The sequence below is a fragment of the Sphingobium limneticum genome (assembly GCF_008710165.1).
GTDB lineage: Bacteria > Pseudomonadota > Alphaproteobacteria > Sphingomonadales > Sphingomonadaceae > Sphingobium > Sphingobium limneticum.
The window spans coordinates 39,109-56,149 of the sequence record NZ_VYQA01000003.1 but is presented as its reverse complement, the minus strand read 5'-3'; the positions used below and the strand labels follow the sequence as shown (position 1 = coordinate 56,149).

The following is a 17,041-nucleotide window of genomic DNA, read 5'->3' as shown; positions in this document are numbered from 1 at the left end:
CGCTTGCCCTCTCTTGCGTGTCGCGCCCCAGCCGTTAAAGCGCAACCATGACCGAACTGCCCAAAACCTTCGACCCCGCCGATATCGAATCCCGCTGGTACGCCCATTGGGAGGCGAACGGCCTGTTCCGTCCCGAACGACCAGACGCGGTGCCCTTCACCATCGTGAACCCGCCGCCGAATGTGACGGGCAGCCTGCATATCGGCCATGCGCTCGACAATACCTTGCAGGATATCGTGATCCGCTATGAGCGGCTGCGCGGCAAGGATGCGCTGTGGGTGGTCGGCACCGACCATGCGGGCATCGCGACGCAGATGGTGGTCGAGCGGCAGCTGAACGCCAAACAGCAGAAGCGCACCGATTTCACCCGCGAACAGTTCGTCGAGAAGGTCTGGGAATGGAAGGCCGAGAGCGGCGGCACCATTACCGGCCAGCTGCGGCGGCTGGGCTGTTCCATGGACTGGGCGAACGAGCGCTTCACCATGGACGAGGGCTTTTCGAAGGCGGTCGTGAAGACCTTCGTGGAACTGCACAAGCGCGGCCTGCTCTATCGCGACAAGCGGCTGGTGAACTGGGATCCGCATTTCCGGTCGGCCATTTCCGACCTTGAGGTCGAGACGGTCGAGACGAAGGGCGGATTCTGGCGCTTCCGCTATCCGCTGGCCGATGGCGTCACTCTGGCGGACGGCAGCGACCATATCGTCGTCGCCACCACGCGGCCGGAAACCATGCTGGCGGACATGGCGATCGCCGTGCATCCCGACGACGAACGCTACAAGGCGGTTATCGGCAAGGAGATTCTCCAGCCGATCACGGGTCGCCGGTTCAGGATCGTGGCCGACGAACATGCCGATCCGGCGCTGGGCACCGGCGCGGTCAAGATTACGCCGGGGCATGATTTCAACGATTTCGACGTGGGCAAGCGGGCAGGCTTCAAGGCTGGCGAGATGCTCAACATGTTCGATGCCGACGCCAATGTCGTGCAGACCGCCGATGGCCTGATCCCGGACCGCTTCCTGGGGCTGCACCGCTTTAAGAAGGATGGCGTGGACGGCGCGCGCGAAGCCGTGGTCGCGGCAATGAAGGAACTTGGCTTCCTCGTCCCACACGTCACCAAGGACAAGGAAGGCGAGGAGGTTTCGGCCGATTTCGAGCCGCGCACGATCCAGACGCCGTTCGGCGACCGGTCCAACGTGGTCATCGAACCCTGGCTGACCGACCAATGGTATGTCGACGCGGAAAAGCTGGCGGTAGCGCCGATGCAGGCCGTGCGCGACGGCGCGATCGAAATCGTGCCCAAGACGTGGGAAAAGACCTTCTTCAACTGGATGGAAAATATCCAGCCCTGGTGCGTGTCGCGCCAGCTCTGGTGGGGGCATCAGATCCCGGCTTGGTTCGATGAAGACGGCAACAGCTATGTCGCCGAAAGCGAGGCCGAAGCGCAGGCGCTTGCGGGTAACAAGACGCTGACCCGCGATCCCGACGTCCTCGACACATGGTTCTCGTCGGCTTTGTGGCCGTTCGGAACGCTGGGCTGGCCGGAGCAGAGCGAGAAGCTGTCGCGCCATTATCCCAATGATCTGCTGATTTCCGGCTTCGACATCCTGTTCTTCTGGGACGCGCGCATGGCGATGCAGGGAATGGAATTCATGGGTGAGGCCCCATGGAAGAAGCTGTATCTGCATGGTCTGGTCCGCGCGGCCGACGGGCAGAAAATGTCCAAGTCCAAGGGCAATGTGGTCGATCCGCTGGGCCTGATCGACAGGTTCGGCGCGGATGCGCTGCGCTTCTTCATGGCGGCGATGGAAAGCCAGGGCCGCGACGTGAAGATGGATGAGAAGCGGGTCGAGGGGTACCGCAACTTCGCGACGAAGCTGTGGAACGCGGCGCGCTTCCTCCAGTCGAACGGCGTCACGGCCTCGACCAGTCATGAAGCGCCCCATGCCGCATTGCCGGTCAACCGCTGGATCATCGCGGAGACGGTTGCGACTGTGCAGGCGATCGACACGGCGATGGTCGAACTGCGTTTCGATGCGGCGGCCAACGCCATCTATCATTTCGTGTGGGACCAGTTTTGCGACTGGTATATCGAACTGACCAAGGGCGCGATGGACGAAGAGACGCGCGCCGTCGCGGGATGGGCGTTCGACCAGATTCTGGTGATGCTGCACCCCTTCATGCCGTTCATCACCGAAGAGCTGTGGCACCTGACCGGTGCGCGGTCCAACGCACTGATCGTGGCGCAGTGGCCGCAGGCGCTGGCCGCCGTGGATAGCGACGCGCAGGCGGAGATCGACTGGCTGATCCGGCTGGTGAGCGCGATCCGCACCGCGCGGACCGAACTCAACGTGCCGCCGGGCGCGAAGCTGCCCATGGTGGTGCGCGACGGGTCGGAAGAGACGCATCGCCGGCTCGATCGTCAGGGCGTGGCGCTGGCGCGGCTGGGCCGGGTCGAAAGCCTGACCTTTGGCGAACCGCCGGCGGGCGGCGCAGCGCAGATCGTGGTGGATGAGGCGACCTTCATCCTGCCGCTGGAAGGCGTGATCGACATCGCGGCGGAAAAGACCCGCCTTGCCAAGGCGCTGGCCGCGGCGGAGAAGGAGCGGGATGGTCTGGGCGGTCGCCTGTCCAACCCCAGCTTCGTCGAAAAGGCCAAGCCCGAAGCCGTCGCCAAGGCGCGCGAGGATCATGCCGAGAAGACCGCCGAAGCCGAGCGGCTGAAGGCGGCGCTGGAGCGGCTGGGATAAAGTAAGCCCCTAACAGCCGGGCATAAAAGCTACTATCGTTCGTGCTGTGCTTGTCGAAGGTTGATCCACTCTTAGAAGAGAAAGGACGGCCCTTCGACAGGCTCAGGGCGAACGGAGGGAGAGAATGTCTCTCCCTTGGATCGGCCTGCGTGGAGGGAAACAGAACATGGCAGCGAGCAGACCGGGCAGCAAAGACCTGACGCAGGGGCCGATCGGCGCCACGCTGCTGATGTTCGCCATTCCCACGCTGGCGTCAAACATCCTCCAGTCGCTCAACGGATCGATCAACGCGATCTGGGTCGGGCGCTTTCTGGGCGCGCAGGCGCTGGCGGCGACGGCCAACGCCAATATCATCATGTTCCTGATGTTTTCGGTCGTGTTCGGTTTCGGCATGGCGTCGACCGTGGTGATCGCCCAGTCGGTCGGCGCGCGGGATATCGACGCGGCGCGGCGGGCGTTCGGATCGGCGGTCGGCTTCTGTTCGATCCTTGGGCTGGGCGTCGCGACTGCGGGCTGGATCGGGGCGCCGGCGTTGCTGCACATGCTGGCGACGCCAGCAGAAGCCTATGATCTGGCGCTGGTCTATCTGCGCGTCATCTTCTTCGCGATGCCCGCGACCCTGCTGGTCGTGATGATCATGATGGGGCTGCGCGGCGCGGGCGATGCGCGCACGCCGCTGATCTTCATGATCGTCAGCGTGGCGATCGATCTGGTGCTGAACCCGGTACTGATCCTGGGGCTGGGGCCGATCCCGGCCTATGGTATTGCCGGATCGGCCGCAGCGACCGCGGCGGCGGGGATCATCAGCCTGATCGGGGTCGTGGCCTTCATCTATGCCAGGGATATGCCGCTGCGGCTGCGCGGCGCGGAATTGCGCTATCTGTGGCCGGCCGCCGACCAGCTGCGCATCCTGGTGGCCAAGGGGTTGCCGATGGGATTGCAGATGATCGTCATGTCCGCGTCAGGGCTGGTGATGATCGGCCTGGTCAATCGGGAGGGGCTGCTGGTGACGGCGGCCTATGGCGCGGCGCAGCAGATATGGACCTATCTGCAGATGCCGGCGATGGCGATGGGCGCGGCGGTCAGCGCGATGGCGGCGCAAAATGTCGGCGCCGGGCGATGGGACCGGATCGGCAAGATCGCCGGCTATGGCATTTCCTATCTGCTGGCGATCACCGGCACGATGATCGTCATCATCCTGCTGTTCCATGCGTCCTTGCTGTCGCTGTTCCTGGGGAGCAATCAGGCGGCGATCGACGCGGCCTGGAACATGCAGTTGCTCGCCAGCTGGAGCTTCATGATCTTTGGCGTCACCATGATATTGTTCGGGGTGATGCGCGCCAATGGCGTGGTGGTGGCGCCGCTGATCATCCTGACCTTCACCCTTTTCGGGGTGCGGCTGGGCTTTTACGAGCTGGGCTATCCGGTGCTGGGCGCCGACGCACTATGGCTCAGCTTTCCGGTGGGGTCGGGAGTGGCGCTGCTGCTGGCATGGACGGTCTATGCGCGCGGCGGATGGCGCAAGGCGCGCCTGATGGTGCCGGTGCATGAAGAGGAATGCCGCGAGGCGGTGAACAGCGAATCGGAACCGGCCGGGCGGATCGCGCCGGTCGGTTGACGTCCCTGCTTAACGCCCTTGGTTGCGCCAGCGGGTGATGGTGCGTTCCAATATGTCGGCTTCGCTGCCGGACTGACGCCACAATTCGGTGAAGCTCGGGTCGCCCGACGCGGGCCGGCGATGTTCTTCCAGATTGTCGAGCGCGACGCGGATCGGCACGGCGACGCCTTCGCCGCAGATGATCGCTTCACGGTTGCGCAAGGCAGGGATGGAATCGAGGAAGCCGCGCGCGCCTTCGGGCATGGCGGCCTTCACGAAGGCCTGATCGCGGTCGTTGTTCAGGCGCATGGAAATGATGGTGCCGCACTGCGACAGCACGCCTTCGGCAAGGTCCGACGGACGCTGGGTGATGAGGCCCAGCGAAATGCCGTATTTGCGGCCTTCCTTGGCGATCCGCTCCAATATCTTGCGCACGGCCTGACCGTTGCCGGTGGTCGTGTTGGGGATGTAGCGATGCGCCTCTTCGCAAACGAGGAGGATGGGCCGCTGCGGTTCGTCGCGCGCCCAGATGGCATAGTCGAAAACCAGCCGCGACAGCACCGACACGACGGTCGATGTGATGTCGGACGGCATGGCCGACACGTCGATGATGGAAATGGGCTTGCCGTCGGAGGGCAGGCGGAAAATCTTCGCGAGGAAGGCCTGCATCGTGTCGGCGACCAGCATGCCCGAGAACATGAAGCTGTAGCGCGGGTCGGCCTTGATCTCGTCGATCTTGGTCTTCAGCCGCATATAGGGCAGCGAATTGGTGCCCTTGTCCAGCTTGCCCATTTCATTCTGCAAGATGGTGGTCAGGTCCGACAGCAGATAGGGGATGGGCGAATCGACCGTCAGGCGCCCGATGCTTTCGGCCAGGCGGTTCTTCATCCGCGCGGCGAGCAGGCATTTGGCCAGAATGTCGCTGTCCACCGTGCGTTCGGAGCCGGAGGAGGTGACGAACACTTCGCAATGTTCCTCGAAATTCATCAGCCAATAGGGCAGGGCCAGATTGCTGACGTCATAGACCGCGCCGTTGGTGGCGAAGGCTGCGCCATATTCGCCATGGGGGTCGATCATGACGATATGCCCCTGCGGCGACAGGTCGCAGATGCGGTGCAGGATGAGCGCGGCGCTGGTCGATTTACCCGTGCCGGTGGAGCCGAGCAGCGCGAAATGCTTGCCCAGCATGGAGTCGACATAGAGGGCCGCGCGCGTATCCGTGGTCGGATAGACGGTGCCGATTTCCACATTGGCGCGGTCGTCGGCGGCGTAGATCTGCTGCATGTCATGGCCGGACACCGGAAAAATGTCAGTGCCGGGCGTGGGATAGCGGGTGACGCCGCGTCGGAAGCGATAGATGCGACCGGTCAGCTTCTCCTCATCGCCTTCGCCCAGAAAGTCGATGTCGGCGACGATGCCCTTGCTCGCCTGATCCAGCGTCATGGCGCGGACGCTGGCGACCAGCCAGCTATTGCCGACGCGCATTTTCACCTGGCTGCCGACCTGACCGGCCATGGCGATGCAGGGATCGGGATCCTGGCCCAGGATCGCCAGCGTCTGCGCGTCGATCAGCACCTTGGAACTGGAGCCGGCGATCTGGAACACCATGCCCATCGATTGGACCGAGCCGGGATTTCCGTGCGTTGCGGCGGCGGGCGTGAAATGTTGTGCACCCGGCATATGGGTCATGAGCCTTCGTCGTCCCTTCGACCGGAAAGGCTTCCGGTTAACAGGCCGCTTCTAGGGAGAAGAGGTAAATATTGGCTTAGCTGCCTTGCCCGCCACGCTATCGGGCGGCCCGCCAGCATCAAGCGAGACGGTTAAGAGACGCCGAGCCGGGGTCCGATGTGGACCAAATGCATGTTCGGTCAGGAACATGGTGGGAGGTTCGGGCATTGAGAAGGCGTAACAATCTGGATGGCCGCTTGCCCGATATCCCCAATCCTGATGGAGCGCGCCGCTCCGACGCGATCGCGATAGCCAGGGTCATCTGCATCCTGGGCGTCGTTTACGTGCATGCCTGGACGGGTATGAATGGAGAGGCGCTGCATGCGCTGCGGGGGACGGGCCAGGAAAATCTGCGCTGGCTGTTGATGGAATTGTTCGGGCGCAGCGCGGTGCCGCTGCTGGGCCTGATCTCCGGCTGGCTGGTGGCCAATAGCCGGCGCACCCGCGACTGGGGCGAGCATGTCCAGCGCAAGGCGCGCACCATCCTGCTGCCCATGGCGCTGTGGAACATCATCGGTATCGTGCTGGTGTCCGGCGCCGCCTGGCAATTGGGGCTGGCCGCACCGGTGCCGCAGTCGGTGTGGTGGACGATCGACGAAATTTTCATCATCACCCGCAATCCCGACATCAATGTGCAGATGCCGTTTCTGCGCGACCTGTTCCTGTGCATGATGGCCGCGCCGCTGCTAGTGCGCCTGCCCAACTGGTCGCTGCTGCTGATCGCGCTTGTTGCCGCCGGATGCCAGATTGCCGGTTTTGGCCCGCCTGTGCTGATGCGGGCATCGATCCTGGTCTTCTTCGCGCTCGGCATATTAGCGCAGCGTGGCGGCTGGGCGGAACGCGTGGCGGCGCGGCCGATGCTGTTGCTGGCCCTGCCATTTGCGTTGCTGATGGCGGGGCAGCTTTATGTGGCGGTTTCCACCACCGACGATGCCTGGCCCGCGGCGCAGCGGGCGCTGGATCTGACGTTGCGGATCGCGGCGGCTGTCGCCTTCTGGCGCCTTGCCTGGGGGCTGGCGGCCAGTCCTGCGCGCGCGGTGCTGCTGCGGATCGAGCCCTATGCCTTCTTCCTGTTCAGCGCGCACCTGATTCTGATCTGGCTGGGTGGGCCGGTGCTGGGCGGCGTGTTCGGGCGGATGGGCTCGCCCTTCTACCCCTTCTATTTGGTCGCGCAGCCGTTCATCATATTGGGCGTCGTGATGCTGATCGGCGGCGGGTTGCGCAGGGTTGCGCCGACCGCCGCCGGCATATTGAGCGGCGGCCGGCTAAAAAAGCCTGAACCTCAGACGGTTTCGCGGCTCGCCACCTGCTGAGCCGCCGCCATGGCGATGGCGAAGCTGTGCTTGCGGGCAGCCGGATCGAAAATCTGGCCGGTCAGGATCAGCTCGTCCGCCTGCGTACGACGGAGGAAGGCGGCGATGTCGCGTTCCACATCCGCCTGCGTCCCGATGCTGGAGACGCTGAGCACGTCGGAGAGCATCGCCTGCGCCTGCATCGGCAGGCCTTCATAATAGCCCGGCACAGGCGGTTGCAGCTTGCCCGGCTGACCGGTGCGCAATCGCACGAAAGCCTGCTGCATCGAACTGGCGAGCAGATGCGCTTGCGCCTGCGTATCGGCAGCGAACACATTATAGCCGGCCATCACATAGGGATATTTGAGCTGGGCCGAGGGCCGGAAGTCGCGGCGGTAGATTTCGATCGCCTCGTCCAGCGCGGCCGGTGCGAAATGCGATGCGAAGGCGTAGGGCAGGCCGAGCGCGGCGGCGAGTTGCGCGCCATAGAGGCTGGAGCCGAGTATCCAGAGCGGTACGTCCGCGCCGGCACCGGGCGTCGCCTGAATGGACAGGCGTTCGTCATTGGCGAAATAAGCCTGCAGTTCCATCACGTCGCGCGGGAACTGGTCGGGGCCGCCAGACAGGTTGCGGCGGATCGCCTGCGACACGCGCTGGTCGGACCCCGGCGCGCGGCCGAGGCCCAGGTCGATCCGGCCGGGGAAGAGCGCGTCGAGCGTGCCGAATTGCTCCGCGATCAGCAGGGGGGCATGATTGGGCAGCATGATGCCACCCGCGCCGATGCGGATGGTCGATGTCGCCTGGCCGATATGGGCCAGCACGACCGCCGTGGCGGCGGAGGCGATGCCCGCCATGCCATGATGTTCGGCCACCCAGAGGCGATGATAGCCCAGCGCTTCGGCATGGACGGCAAGGTCCGCCGCATTGGCAAGCGCCGTGGCGACGCTATCGCCTTCGCGGACGGGGACGAGGTCGAGCAGGGAAAAACGGGTCATGCCCCCCATATGGGAGCATGAAGGGTTTTACTTCAAGACCTGATCAAACGGCCCGGCCGAATGTCGGCGTGGGGGCTTCGGTGCGGCGACCAAAGCCGGTGGGGCGGCGGGCGACCAGCGGATTGGCGTCGCGGTCCAGCAACGCCATGGTTTCGGAAAAACAGGGGCGCAGCGCGACGACGACTTCGATCAGTTCATCCGGGCTTTCGTGCATTTCGACACAGCGGCGGGCCACCATCTCGATCTCTTCGGCCATGCTGCTCAGGCGATAGGCGCCGAACTGGGCCGACTCGCCCTTCAGCGTATGGGCAGGACGAATCAGCTCTACGGCGCTGCGGGCGCGAAACGCATCTTCGACAGCGCTGATGGATTTGACGCCATCTTCGCGGAAATAGCCAAGGATGCGCAGAAAGGCGGTCCCCAACTCACCGCGGGTCCGCGAAAATTCGCTCCAGTTGACCAGTTCGGTATCTTGGGACACCCGTGCCGCTCCTTCATTCTAGCGAAGCAAACATAGACGCTGCCGGTAAATAGCAGGTTAAAACGGGCGGCGATGCCGTCGGTCGTGCGGGATGTTCAGCCGGCCCGTTCTAGGGCGAAACGATGATCGCCAAGCGCGGAAAATTGCCATCCCTGCGCCTGTGCCAGGGCTTCCAGTTCGCGCGGGGCGATCGGATCGTCCGCCTCTATCACGATGACGCGCGCATCACGCAGGGCACGGGCGGCGCGCAGGGCGGGCCAGGGACATTTCATGCCCCTGGCGTTCACGATCGTCGGATCGGCGGCCATGGCCCTATTTGGTCGCGTAGGGGTTTTTCTGGCTGCGCAGCGTCAGGCGCACGGGCACCGCACCGAAGCCCAGTTCCCGGCGGATGCCGTTCACCAGATAGCGGCGATAGCTTTCCGGCAAATCGTCGAGGCGCGTGCCGAACAGCACGAACGTCGGCGGGCGGGTCTTGTTCTGGGTGATGTAGCGCAGCTTGATCCGCTTGCCGCCCGGCGCCGGCGGCGGATTGGCCTCCAGCGCGGTTTCGAACCAGCGGTTGAGGATGCCGGTCGATACGCGCTGCGACCAGGCGGTCCGCGTTTCGAAGGCGACGTGGATCAGGTCGTCCAGACCCTTTCCGGTGGACCCGGAAATGGTCATGATCGGCACGCCGCGCACCTGCGCCAATCCTTCGTCCAGCGCCTTCTTGATCCCCTGGTAGAGCGCCGAACCATGTTCGACCGTATCCCATTTGTTGAGCGCGACGACCAGGGCGCGGCCTTCCTCCAGCACGCGGTCGGCGATGCGCAGATCCTGCGCCTCCAGCCCGCGGGTGGAATCGATCATCAGCACCACGACTTCGGCGAAGTTCACCGCGTTGATGCCGTCCGATACCGCCAGCTTTTCCAGCTTTTCCTGTACCTTGGCACGCTTGCGCATGCCCGCCGTGTCGATCAGGCGGACGGGGCGTTCCTGCCCTTCGCGGCTGGTCCACATCCAGTCGACGGCGATGCTGTCGCGGGTGATGCCGGCTTCCGGCCCGGTCAGCAGCCGGTTTTCGCCCAGCAGCCGGTTGATGAGCGTGGACTTGCCTGCATTAGGGCGGCCGACGATGGCGAGCTTGAGCGGCGCGCCTTCCTCATCCTCATAAAAATCCTTCTCTTCCGCCTGAAATTCTTCGCGGTCGAGATGGGGCAGAAGCGCCTGGAACAGGTCGGCAAGACCCTGGCCATGTTCGGCGGAGAAGGGAATGGGTTCGCCCAGCCCCAGGCTGAAGGATTCCATGACGCCGTCGTCGGCGGCTTTGCCCTCGGCCTTGTTCGCCAACAGGATGACGGGCGCGTCATTGGCGCGCAGCCAGCGGGCGATTTCCTCGTCCAGCGGGGTAATGCCCGCGCGGGCGTCGATCACGAACAGCGCGACGTCGCAATCCTCGACGGCGGCTTCGGTCTGCATCCGCATCCGGCCGGGCAGGGAGTTGGCGTCCTCATCCTCATAGCCGGCGGTGTCGACGATGGTGAAGTCGAGGCCGAGCAGGCTTGCCTCCCCCTCACGCCGGTCGCGGGTCACGCCGGGCTGGTCGTCGACCAGCGCCAGCTTCTTGCCGACCAGGCGGTTAAAGAGGGTGGACTTGCCCACATTGGGACGTCCGACGATAGCTACCGTGGGCAGCATGCCCGTATTCCTTCCGATTCAAAACATCGTGCACCCGCCTGGGCAGGCATCACTTCAAAAACGCAATGCTCCTGCGAAGGCAGGAGCCCAGTCCAAAGGCAGGATCTGGACACCTGCCTTCGCAGGAGCACGCTGTAGCATGAATGGCGGCGTTAACGGAACGCCGTCAATTTTCCGTCATCGGCCAGCACATATAGCATGTTGTTGGCCACGATGGGGGACAGCGACATGGACTTGCCCATATCGACGGTAGACTGGACGGAGCCGGTCGTCGGATCGACATAGACCATTTCGCCGCGCGTCGACACGACGATCAGGCGGCCGCCGGCCAGGATCGGGCCGGTCCAGCGGATCGCCTTGTCCTTCTTCTTTTCCTTTTGCCAGCGGCGCAGCTGGCTGACCCAGCGGATCTTGCCGGTGGCGCGCGCGACGCACAGCAGACGCGCGTCGCTCGTCACGGCAAACACCCATTCGCCGACCACGGCTGGCGTCGAAATGCCGGCGATGTTGATTTCCCACAGGCGCTGGCCGCTGGTCAGTTCGTAGCTGGCCATGCGACCGCCCTGACCGATGGCGAACACCCGGCCACGGTCGATCACGGGATCGGCGTCGATATCCGTCAGAGAGGCGACGGCGGTGGAGATGCTGGTGCGCGACAGCGCATCGCCCCACAATGTACGGCCATTTTCATAGCGATAGGCGTTGATTTCACCCGAGCTGTAGCCTGCGATCACCGTGCCCTGCGCCGCGGCCGGCGCTGCGACGCCGAAGATGCCGGTCACCTGCAACGTGCCGCTGTCGGTCCATTGGGTTTCGCCATCGCTCTGGTTCAGGGCGAAAATCTGGTTGTCCTGCCCCATCACATAGACATGGCCGTTTTCCAGCGTCGGTGCGCCGCGCAGCGGGCCGCCCGGATGCTTCTTCCAGACGATCGCGCCATCGGCGACGTTGAGCGAGAATACGTCGCCCAGGCCCGTGCTGGCGAACACCTTGTCGCCCAATATGCTGACGCCGCCGCCGAACAGCGCGCGGCCATTGCCCTTGCCCTCCGACGGCAGGTTGGTCTGCCACAGCTTCGAGCCGCTGGCCGCGTCGAACGCGATGACATGGGCGCCGGCGTCGGTGACGAACAGCTTGCCGCCGGACACGACCGGCGACGCGGCGAGACGCGCCTGGGGCGAACTGCCCTCGATCTTGCTGCTCCACACCTGGCTGGGCGAACCGCCCAGCGAGACATGGCCCATCGCCTTGGACGGGTCGCCGCCCGGCTGCGCCCAGGCATCGTTGACATAGGGCGCGGGCAGGGTGACCTGCACATCGGCCAGGCTCGGCTCCACCTCGACGCCCTGTTCATTGCTCAGGATCGAGACGCGGTTGCCGATCACGGGGGTTTTGGGTCCACCCTTCTTGCCGCCGACGACGCCGCAGCCCGCCAGCAGCGCGACCATGGCGGCCATCGTTACCAGCCGGCCCATCTTCATGCTTGCCATCCGCTCGATCATCCTTCGGTGGTTTCAGTCGGAACTTCGACCGCGTCGATCCCCATGACACCCGCCATCTGACGGGCGCGTGAACGGATCGATTCGGGCACATTAGCGTCCTTCGCCAGGCCCGCGAACATCGGGCCGGCCAGGTCGGCCTTGCCCATTTTCATATAGGCTATGGCCACCAGTTCGCCGGCGCTGCCGAACCAGGGCGCGCCTTCGACGGCCAGCGGCTTCAGCCGATCCAAGACCTGCTGGGGCTTGAGGCTTTCAAACTCCAGTGCGGTCTGGCGGATCAGCGCCAGGTCGCGATAGGGCTGGTCCAGCTTCGTGTCGGCGGCGATGGCGGTGTAGAGCGCGATCGCGCCCTTGCTGTCGCCCTTGCGCGATGCGACGCCCGCCTGCGTGAGCAAGGCAGCGGCGCGATAGCCCGGCTGGCTGGCCTTGGTCAGCGTTTCCAGCTGCTTGGCGTCGGGCGTGCCGCCGCCCGCAGCCGTCGTCAGTACCGTATCCATCTGTTCGGACACGGCCTCGGACTGGGTCTTGCTATAATGCTGCCAGTAGAGCCAGCCGCCGAACGCGGCGAGGCCAAGGACGACGAGCGCCAAAGTCAGGCGGCCATAGCGCTCCCAGAAGGTCAGAAGCTGGTCCTGGCGGACGGCTTCGTCGACCTCGCGCATGAAGGCTTCGCTGTTTTGCGGCGTGAGGGCCACGTCATTCTCCGAGAAATAGAACAGAAACTCTGCCGGAAGGCGCGATCAATAGCGGTGCTTATGCCACAGGCAAATCAAATTTTGGGTCGATACACCTGATCGTCGCCCGGAAAGCTGCGGTCGCGTACATCGGCGGCGTAGCGTTGCGCCGCATGGCTGATCGTTTCGGCGATATTGTCATAGCGTTTCACGAAGCGGGCGGTGCGTTCGAACATGCCCAGCATATCTTCCGTCACCAGCACCTGCCCATCGCAGCGGGCCGACGCGCCGATGCCGATGACGGGCACATCGACGCTGTCGGTCACGGCGTTGGCGATATCCTCCAGCACGCCTTCGATCACCATCGAGAAAGCGCCGGCCTGCGCCACGGCGCGGGCGTCGGACAGGATCTTGGCATGTTCTTCCTGCGTTTTGCCCCGCGCGCCATATCCGCCCAGCGCGTTGACCGCCTGCGGCGTCAGGCCGATATGCGCCATGACCGGGATGCCGCGCTGGGTCAGGAAGCCGATCGTTTCCGCCATGGCGACGCCGCCCTCCAGCTTCACGCCGGCCGCGCCGGTTTCCGCCATGATGCGGCTGGCGCTGGCGAAGGCCTGTTGCGGGGAGGCTTCGTAGCTGCCGAAGGGCATGTCGACCAGCACCACGCTATGATAGCTGCCACGCACCACGGCGGCGCCATGGGCGATCATCATGTCGAGCGTGACGGGCAGGGTGGAGGGCAGGCCGTAAATCACCTGCCCCAGCGAATCGCCGACCAGCAGCATGTCGCAATGCGGATCGAGCAACTGGGCCTGACGCGCGGTATAGGCGGTCAGCATGACCAGCGGTTCCTGCGTCTTGCCTTCGAACTTGCGCCGCTGAATGGCCGGTACGGTCAGGCGTTTCATCGGCGAAGGCGTGGGATTGGCGCGGCTGGTCGCGGTGTCGAGCGTGAAGGTCGTGGACATGAGCGCGGTCTAGCCGAGCGCAGGGCGCGGCGCAAATGGTGGGGTGGCGCCTTTTATTTTGGACCGCTGGCCAGCAGCCTGTGTGTCAATAAAGTTTGCATGTCACGGCGACCGTCGGCGATCATGAGGATGTCGACCACCTTATCGTCGAAATGATAGATGATGCGATATGGCCGTGACAGCAGCTGCCGATAATCGCGGACGCCCAGCGCATCCAGCTCGTTTGGAACGCCCCCGCGCAAGGGGAAGGTTCGCAACATTGCCATACGATCCAGCAAATGATCGACCAGCCTGTCTGCCTCTTCGGGCGAACGCTGTTCTGCAATATGCGAACGGATGGCGGCAAGATCGTCCAAGGCAGTATCGGCCAATTGGACGGGGTAGACCGGTTCAGTCATCGGTTTCGCGCCGTCGTGCTTTCAACCGTTCCTTCACATCAGCTAGTGGGGTGACGCGCCCTGCGCGGACATCTTCCATACCCAACGCCAGAACCTTGAGCATCGCCAGGGTTTCCTGCGTCTGCTCGTAGGAGCGGATATCCTGAATGACTGCCTTCGCTTCGCCATTCTGGGTCAGGATCATCGGCTCGGCGCCATCGTTCAGGTCGGCAAGCACTTCGGCTGCGTTCGCCTTGAAATAGCTGATCGGCTTGATCCGTGTGGAATAGCGCATGATGATACCTCGGGCTGAATATGGACCATATATAGTCCATTTGCCGTGGCGATGCAAAAAAAGGGCGGCATCGCTGCCGCCCTTCTTACTTCACGTCGATCAGAAGCTGAACTTGATCGTGCCGCCCCAGGTCTGGGGATCGCCGACCTGGCCGGCGATCAGGCCGGTATTGCCCGGTGCGACCTGAAGATTTTCGATATAATTGACGTCGAAGGCGTTGCGGACCCAGCCGAAGACGTCGAACCCTTCGCCCCGGAAGCCGGCGCGGAAGTTGGTCAGCGCATAGCCCTTCACTTCGGTATAGATGGACGGCGAAGCGTTGCTGTTCCAGTGCGAGCGGTAATTGCCGTCGACGCCCAGATAGACCTGACCGTCCTTCGCCAGCAGCGTGACCGGAACATTATATTCCGCGCCGTAGGAGAAGGCCCATTTCGACACGCCGGGCAGATCCTGGCCGGAAATGTCGCATTGCGGGCGGCTGTAGGACGGCGTGGTGGCGGTGCCGGCCTGGCCGGCCGGGCTCCACAGCGCCGGGTTGGTGGTGATGGTGCCGCCGGACAATTCGGGCGGGCAGGGTGCGTTGGTGAACTTCTTATATTTGGCGTCGGTATAGGCGCCGTTGGCATAGGCGGTGAAGCGGTCGCTGACGACGACCTTGAAGTCCGCCTCGATACCCTGCGACCGGACCTTTTCCGCATTGGCGAGGTAGCCGCGCACGGTGCCGAACTGGCCGCCATTCACGGTCGCCTGGAAATCCTTGATCTCTGTACGGAAGGCGGAGAGGTTGAAAGTCGCACGACGATCCCAGAACTGGGTTTTCAGACCCAGCTCGAAATGATTGACCGATTCGGGCTTCACCGTGCTGGCGTCGTAATTGACGGTGTTGTCGGCGTTGAGCGGCAGGCCGTTCTGATTGATGCCCAGCGTCTTGAAGCTCTTGGCATAGGTCGCATAAGCGAGAATGTTGCGCGTGACCTTGTAATTGACGTTGAAGTCATAGGTGAAGTTCCAGGCGCTGTCCGACGGTGCGCTGACCTGCGGCTGATAGACCCCGCATTGCGACGTCGTGCCTGCGATGGTGCCGGGGGCCGGGGTCGCGGTGCAGCTGATCGCCTGACCCTGCGCGTTGGTCACGACCCGCTCATAATAGCCCGACTTCTTGTCGTAGTTCAGGCGCACACCCGGCTGAATGGTCAACGCGTCCGTCACCTTCCAGCTCAGCTGGCCGAACAAAGCGGCACTGTCGGCCTTGAGATATTGGGTGTTGCTGGCGGTCAGGCCCTGAAGCGTGGCGGGGTTGGCGGCGTTCGCACCGGTCAGGCTCCAGCGGGCGGCATCCGCGCCCTGCTGTTCGGTGCCCTGCGTGTCGATCCGCTGCTTGAAGCCGAACAGGCCGACGACGAAGTCGACGTCCTTGCTTTCATAATTATAGCGGAATTCCTGGCTATACTGGTCCTGCTGCGAGGGGTTTTGCGAGCGCGACACGACCGACAGGCCGGTGAAGTCGCGGTCGTTTTCCGGCTTCCAGTCCCAGAAGCGCCAGGCGGTGACGGAGGTCAGCGTACCGGGGCCGACATCCCATTTGATCTTGGCCGATACGCCACCGATCTTGTTGCCGGCGTTCAGGTTGGAATCGAGGTCGCTCAACCGGTCATAGGGGTTGCGGCTGGGGACGGCGTAGTTGCGGCCCGGATTGGCGGCATTGATCGCGGCGACCAGTGCATCATATTGACGGCCGATCGGGCGTTGGGTCGTACCGACCCGCACGAAGGTGGTGCCGCAGCATTCGGGATCCTGCTTGCTATAGTCGCCCGACAGGGTGATGCTGAAATCTTCGCTGGGCTTGAACAGCAACTGGCCGCGGATGCCCAGATTGTCCTGCTCGTTGATCCAGCGCTTGCTGGTCACATTATAGAGCGTGCCCCGGCGGGTGGTCGATGCGATCGCGATGCGGGCGGCAACCGTTTCGGACAAGGGGCCGGAAATGGCGGCCTTGGCCTGCTTGTAATTGAGGTTGCCCACACTCAGTTCGGCGCGGCCTTCGAAATCGAAGGTCGGCTGGTTGGTGGTGATGTTGATCGCGCCGGCCGTGGTGTTCTTGCCGTAGAGCGTGCCCTGCGGGCCGCGCAGCACTTCGACCTGGCTGACGTCGAGGAAGTCGAAGGTCGCAGCGGCAACGCGGCTGTTGTAGACGTCGTCGACATAGATGCCCACGCCCTGTTCGAACCCGTCGCTGGTCAGGCCGAACGGCACGCCCAGGCCACGGATGTTGACCGACGTGTTGCGCGGATTGGTGGTGTAGACCTGAAGCGTGGGGGCGAGCTGCTGCAGCTTCACGATGTTGAAATTGCCGGTCGCCTCGATGCTGTCGCCCTTCACGACGGAGATGGCGAGCGGCACTTCCTGCGCGGTTTCCTGACGGCGGCGGGCGGTGACGACGATCACGTCGCCGCGGACATTGGGCTGCTGGACTTCATCCGCCGCCGGCTGCGCGGCATCCTGCGCAAAGGCGCTGGGCGTGATGATGGAAGCGCCAGCCGCACTGGCGAGCAACAGGAAACGCGCAATCATGATATTCCCCTTATATCCGGATGTCCGGTCGTTGTGATTGCGGCCATGCCGATGATCCGGTCAGGCCGACAGTGTCGGGGATGAAGCTGTGTGCGGCTCACCCCCCGCCGCATGGGCCGTCCAGCGGCCCGAAG

At 63.9% G+C, this 17,041-nt stretch carries 14 protein-coding genes; 3 read left to right on the top strand and 11 right to left on the bottom strand.

The window, feature by feature from the left end:
• The first annotated feature begins 47 nt into the window (after nucleotides 1–47).
• Together F4U95_RS04935 and F4U95_RS04930 are read left to right on the top strand one after the other, a co-directional pair.
• Nucleotides 48–2,747 carry a valine--tRNA ligase gene (locus F4U95_RS04935; RefSeq protein WP_150424810.1) on the top strand — a complete coding sequence of 900 codons (2,700 nt, stop codon included), beginning with the start codon at nucleotides 48–50 and terminating at the stop codon, nucleotides 2,745–2,747.
• Nucleotides 2,748–2,913: 166 nt separating this feature from the next.
• Nucleotides 2,914–4,365, top strand: a complete 1,452-nt coding sequence (locus tag F4U95_RS04930; RefSeq protein WP_150424809.1) for an MATE family efflux transporter — start codon at nucleotides 2,914–2,916, stop codon at nucleotides 4,363–4,365.
• Nucleotides 4,366–4,374: 9 nt separating this feature from the next.
• Here F4U95_RS04930 and F4U95_RS04925 read toward each other — a convergent pair whose 3' ends face one another.
• The gene (locus tag F4U95_RS04925) at nucleotides 4,375–6,033 is read right to left on the bottom strand and encodes an ATP-binding protein (RefSeq protein ID WP_425505033.1); all 1,659 of its coding nucleotides are present in this window, start codon (nucleotides 6,031–6,033) and stop codon (nucleotides 4,375–4,377) included.
• Between the two features lie 236 nt (nucleotides 6,034–6,269).
• Between F4U95_RS04925 and F4U95_RS04920 the strand changes: the two genes are divergently transcribed.
• Nucleotides 6,270–7,385 carry an acyltransferase family protein gene (locus F4U95_RS04920; RefSeq protein ID WP_246171495.1) on the top strand — a complete coding sequence of 372 codons (1,116 nt, stop codon included), beginning with the start codon at nucleotides 6,270–6,272 and terminating at the stop codon, nucleotides 7,383–7,385.
• Here F4U95_RS04920 and F4U95_RS04915 read toward each other — a convergent pair.
• The 10 genes from F4U95_RS04915 to F4U95_RS04870 all read right to left on the bottom strand — a co-directional run bounded on the left by F4U95_RS04915 (nucleotide 7,355) and on the right by F4U95_RS04870 (nucleotide 16,907).
• Nucleotides 7,355–8,359: an LLM class flavin-dependent oxidoreductase gene (locus F4U95_RS04915; RefSeq protein ID WP_150424808.1), complete on the bottom strand. Its 1,005-nt coding sequence runs from the start codon at nucleotides 8,357–8,359 to the stop codon at nucleotides 7,355–7,357. The genes F4U95_RS04920 and F4U95_RS04915 overlap by 31 nt on opposite strands.
• Nucleotides 8,360–8,402: 43 nt before the next feature.
• Complete coding sequence (locus tag F4U95_RS04910; RefSeq protein ID WP_120249308.1) at nucleotides 8,403–8,840, bottom strand: Hpt domain-containing protein; 438 nt, start codon at nucleotides 8,838–8,840, stop codon at nucleotides 8,403–8,405.
• Nucleotides 8,841–8,935: 95 nt separating this feature from the next.
• Nucleotides 8,936–9,148 carry a sulfurtransferase TusA family protein gene (locus F4U95_RS04905; protein ID WP_150424807.1) on the bottom strand — a complete coding sequence of 71 codons (213 nt, stop codon included), beginning with the start codon at nucleotides 9,146–9,148 and terminating at the stop codon, nucleotides 8,936–8,938.
• Nucleotides 9,149–9,152: 4 nt separating this feature from the next.
• Complete coding sequence (der, locus tag F4U95_RS04900) at nucleotides 9,153–10,520, bottom strand: ribosome biogenesis GTPase Der (RefSeq protein WP_120249310.1); 1,368 nt, start codon at nucleotides 10,518–10,520, stop codon at nucleotides 9,153–9,155.
• Nucleotides 10,521–10,672: 152 nt separating this feature from the next.
• Complete coding sequence (locus F4U95_RS04895; protein WP_246171493.1) at nucleotides 10,673–12,010, bottom strand: outer membrane protein assembly factor BamB family protein; 1,338 nt, start codon at nucleotides 12,008–12,010, stop codon at nucleotides 10,673–10,675.
• Between the two features lie 8 nt (nucleotides 12,011–12,018).
• Nucleotides 12,019–12,717: a tetratricopeptide repeat protein gene (locus F4U95_RS04890; RefSeq protein ID WP_150424806.1), complete on the bottom strand. Its 699-nt coding sequence runs from the start codon at nucleotides 12,715–12,717 to the stop codon at nucleotides 12,019–12,021.
• Between the two features lie 74 nt (nucleotides 12,718–12,791).
• Complete coding sequence (gene panB, locus F4U95_RS04885) at nucleotides 12,792–13,664, bottom strand: 3-methyl-2-oxobutanoate hydroxymethyltransferase (RefSeq protein ID WP_120249312.1); 873 nt, start codon at nucleotides 13,662–13,664, stop codon at nucleotides 12,792–12,794.
• Between the two features lie 53 nt (nucleotides 13,665–13,717).
• On the bottom strand, nucleotides 13,718–14,062 hold the full coding sequence (locus F4U95_RS04880; RefSeq protein WP_150424805.1) for a type II toxin-antitoxin system RelE/ParE family toxin: 345 nt from the start codon (nucleotides 14,060–14,062) through the stop codon (nucleotides 13,718–13,720).
• Nucleotides 14,055–14,336 carry a type II toxin-antitoxin system Phd/YefM family antitoxin gene (locus tag F4U95_RS04875; protein WP_150424804.1) on the bottom strand — a complete coding sequence of 94 codons (282 nt, stop codon included), beginning with the start codon at nucleotides 14,334–14,336 and terminating at the stop codon, nucleotides 14,055–14,057. Before F4U95_RS04875 ends, F4U95_RS04880 begins: the two co-directional genes overlap by 8 nt.
• Nucleotides 14,337–14,435: 99 nt before the next feature.
• Nucleotides 14,436–16,907, bottom strand: a complete 2,472-nt coding sequence (locus F4U95_RS04870; RefSeq protein ID WP_150424803.1) for a TonB-dependent receptor — start codon at nucleotides 16,905–16,907, stop codon at nucleotides 14,436–14,438.
• Between the last annotated feature and the right edge of the window lie 134 nt (nucleotides 16,908–17,041).

Coding starts and splice junctions, on each gene's coding strand:
- F4U95_RS04915 (WP_150424808.1), bottom strand. CDS start 8,359: ATGACCCGTTTTTCCCTGCTCGACCTCGTCCCCGTCCGCGAAGGCGAT.
- F4U95_RS04925 (WP_425505033.1), bottom strand. CDS start 6,033: ATGACCCATATGCCGGGTGCACAACATTTCACGCCCGCCGCCGCAACG.
- F4U95_RS04930 (WP_150424809.1), top strand. CDS start 2,914: ATGGCAGCGAGCAGACCGGGCAGCAAAGACCTGACGCAGGGGCCGATC.
- F4U95_RS04870 (WP_150424803.1), bottom strand. CDS start 16,907: ATGATTGCGCGTTTCCTGTTGCTCGCCAGTGCGGCTGGCGCTTCCATC.
- F4U95_RS04935 (WP_150424810.1), top strand. CDS start 48: ATGACCGAACTGCCCAAAACCTTCGACCCCGCCGATATCGAATCCCGC.
- F4U95_RS04880 (WP_150424805.1), bottom strand. CDS start 14,062: ATGACTGAACCGGTCTACCCCGTCCAATTGGCCGATACTGCCTTGGAC.
- F4U95_RS04905 (WP_150424807.1), bottom strand. CDS start 9,148: ATGGCCGCCGATCCGACGATCGTGAACGCCAGGGGCATGAAATGTCCC.
- der (WP_120249310.1), bottom strand. CDS start 10,520: ATGCTGCCCACGGTAGCTATCGTCGGACGTCCCAATGTGGGCAAGTCC.
- F4U95_RS04875 (WP_150424804.1), bottom strand. CDS start 14,336: ATGCGCTATTCCACACGGATCAAGCCGATCAGCTATTTCAAGGCGAAC.
- panB (WP_120249312.1), bottom strand. CDS start 13,664: ATGTCCACGACCTTCACGCTCGACACCGCGACCAGCCGCGCCAATCCC.
- F4U95_RS04895 (WP_246171493.1), bottom strand. CDS start 12,010: ATGGCAAGCATGAAGATGGGCCGGCTGGTAACGATGGCCGCCATGGTC.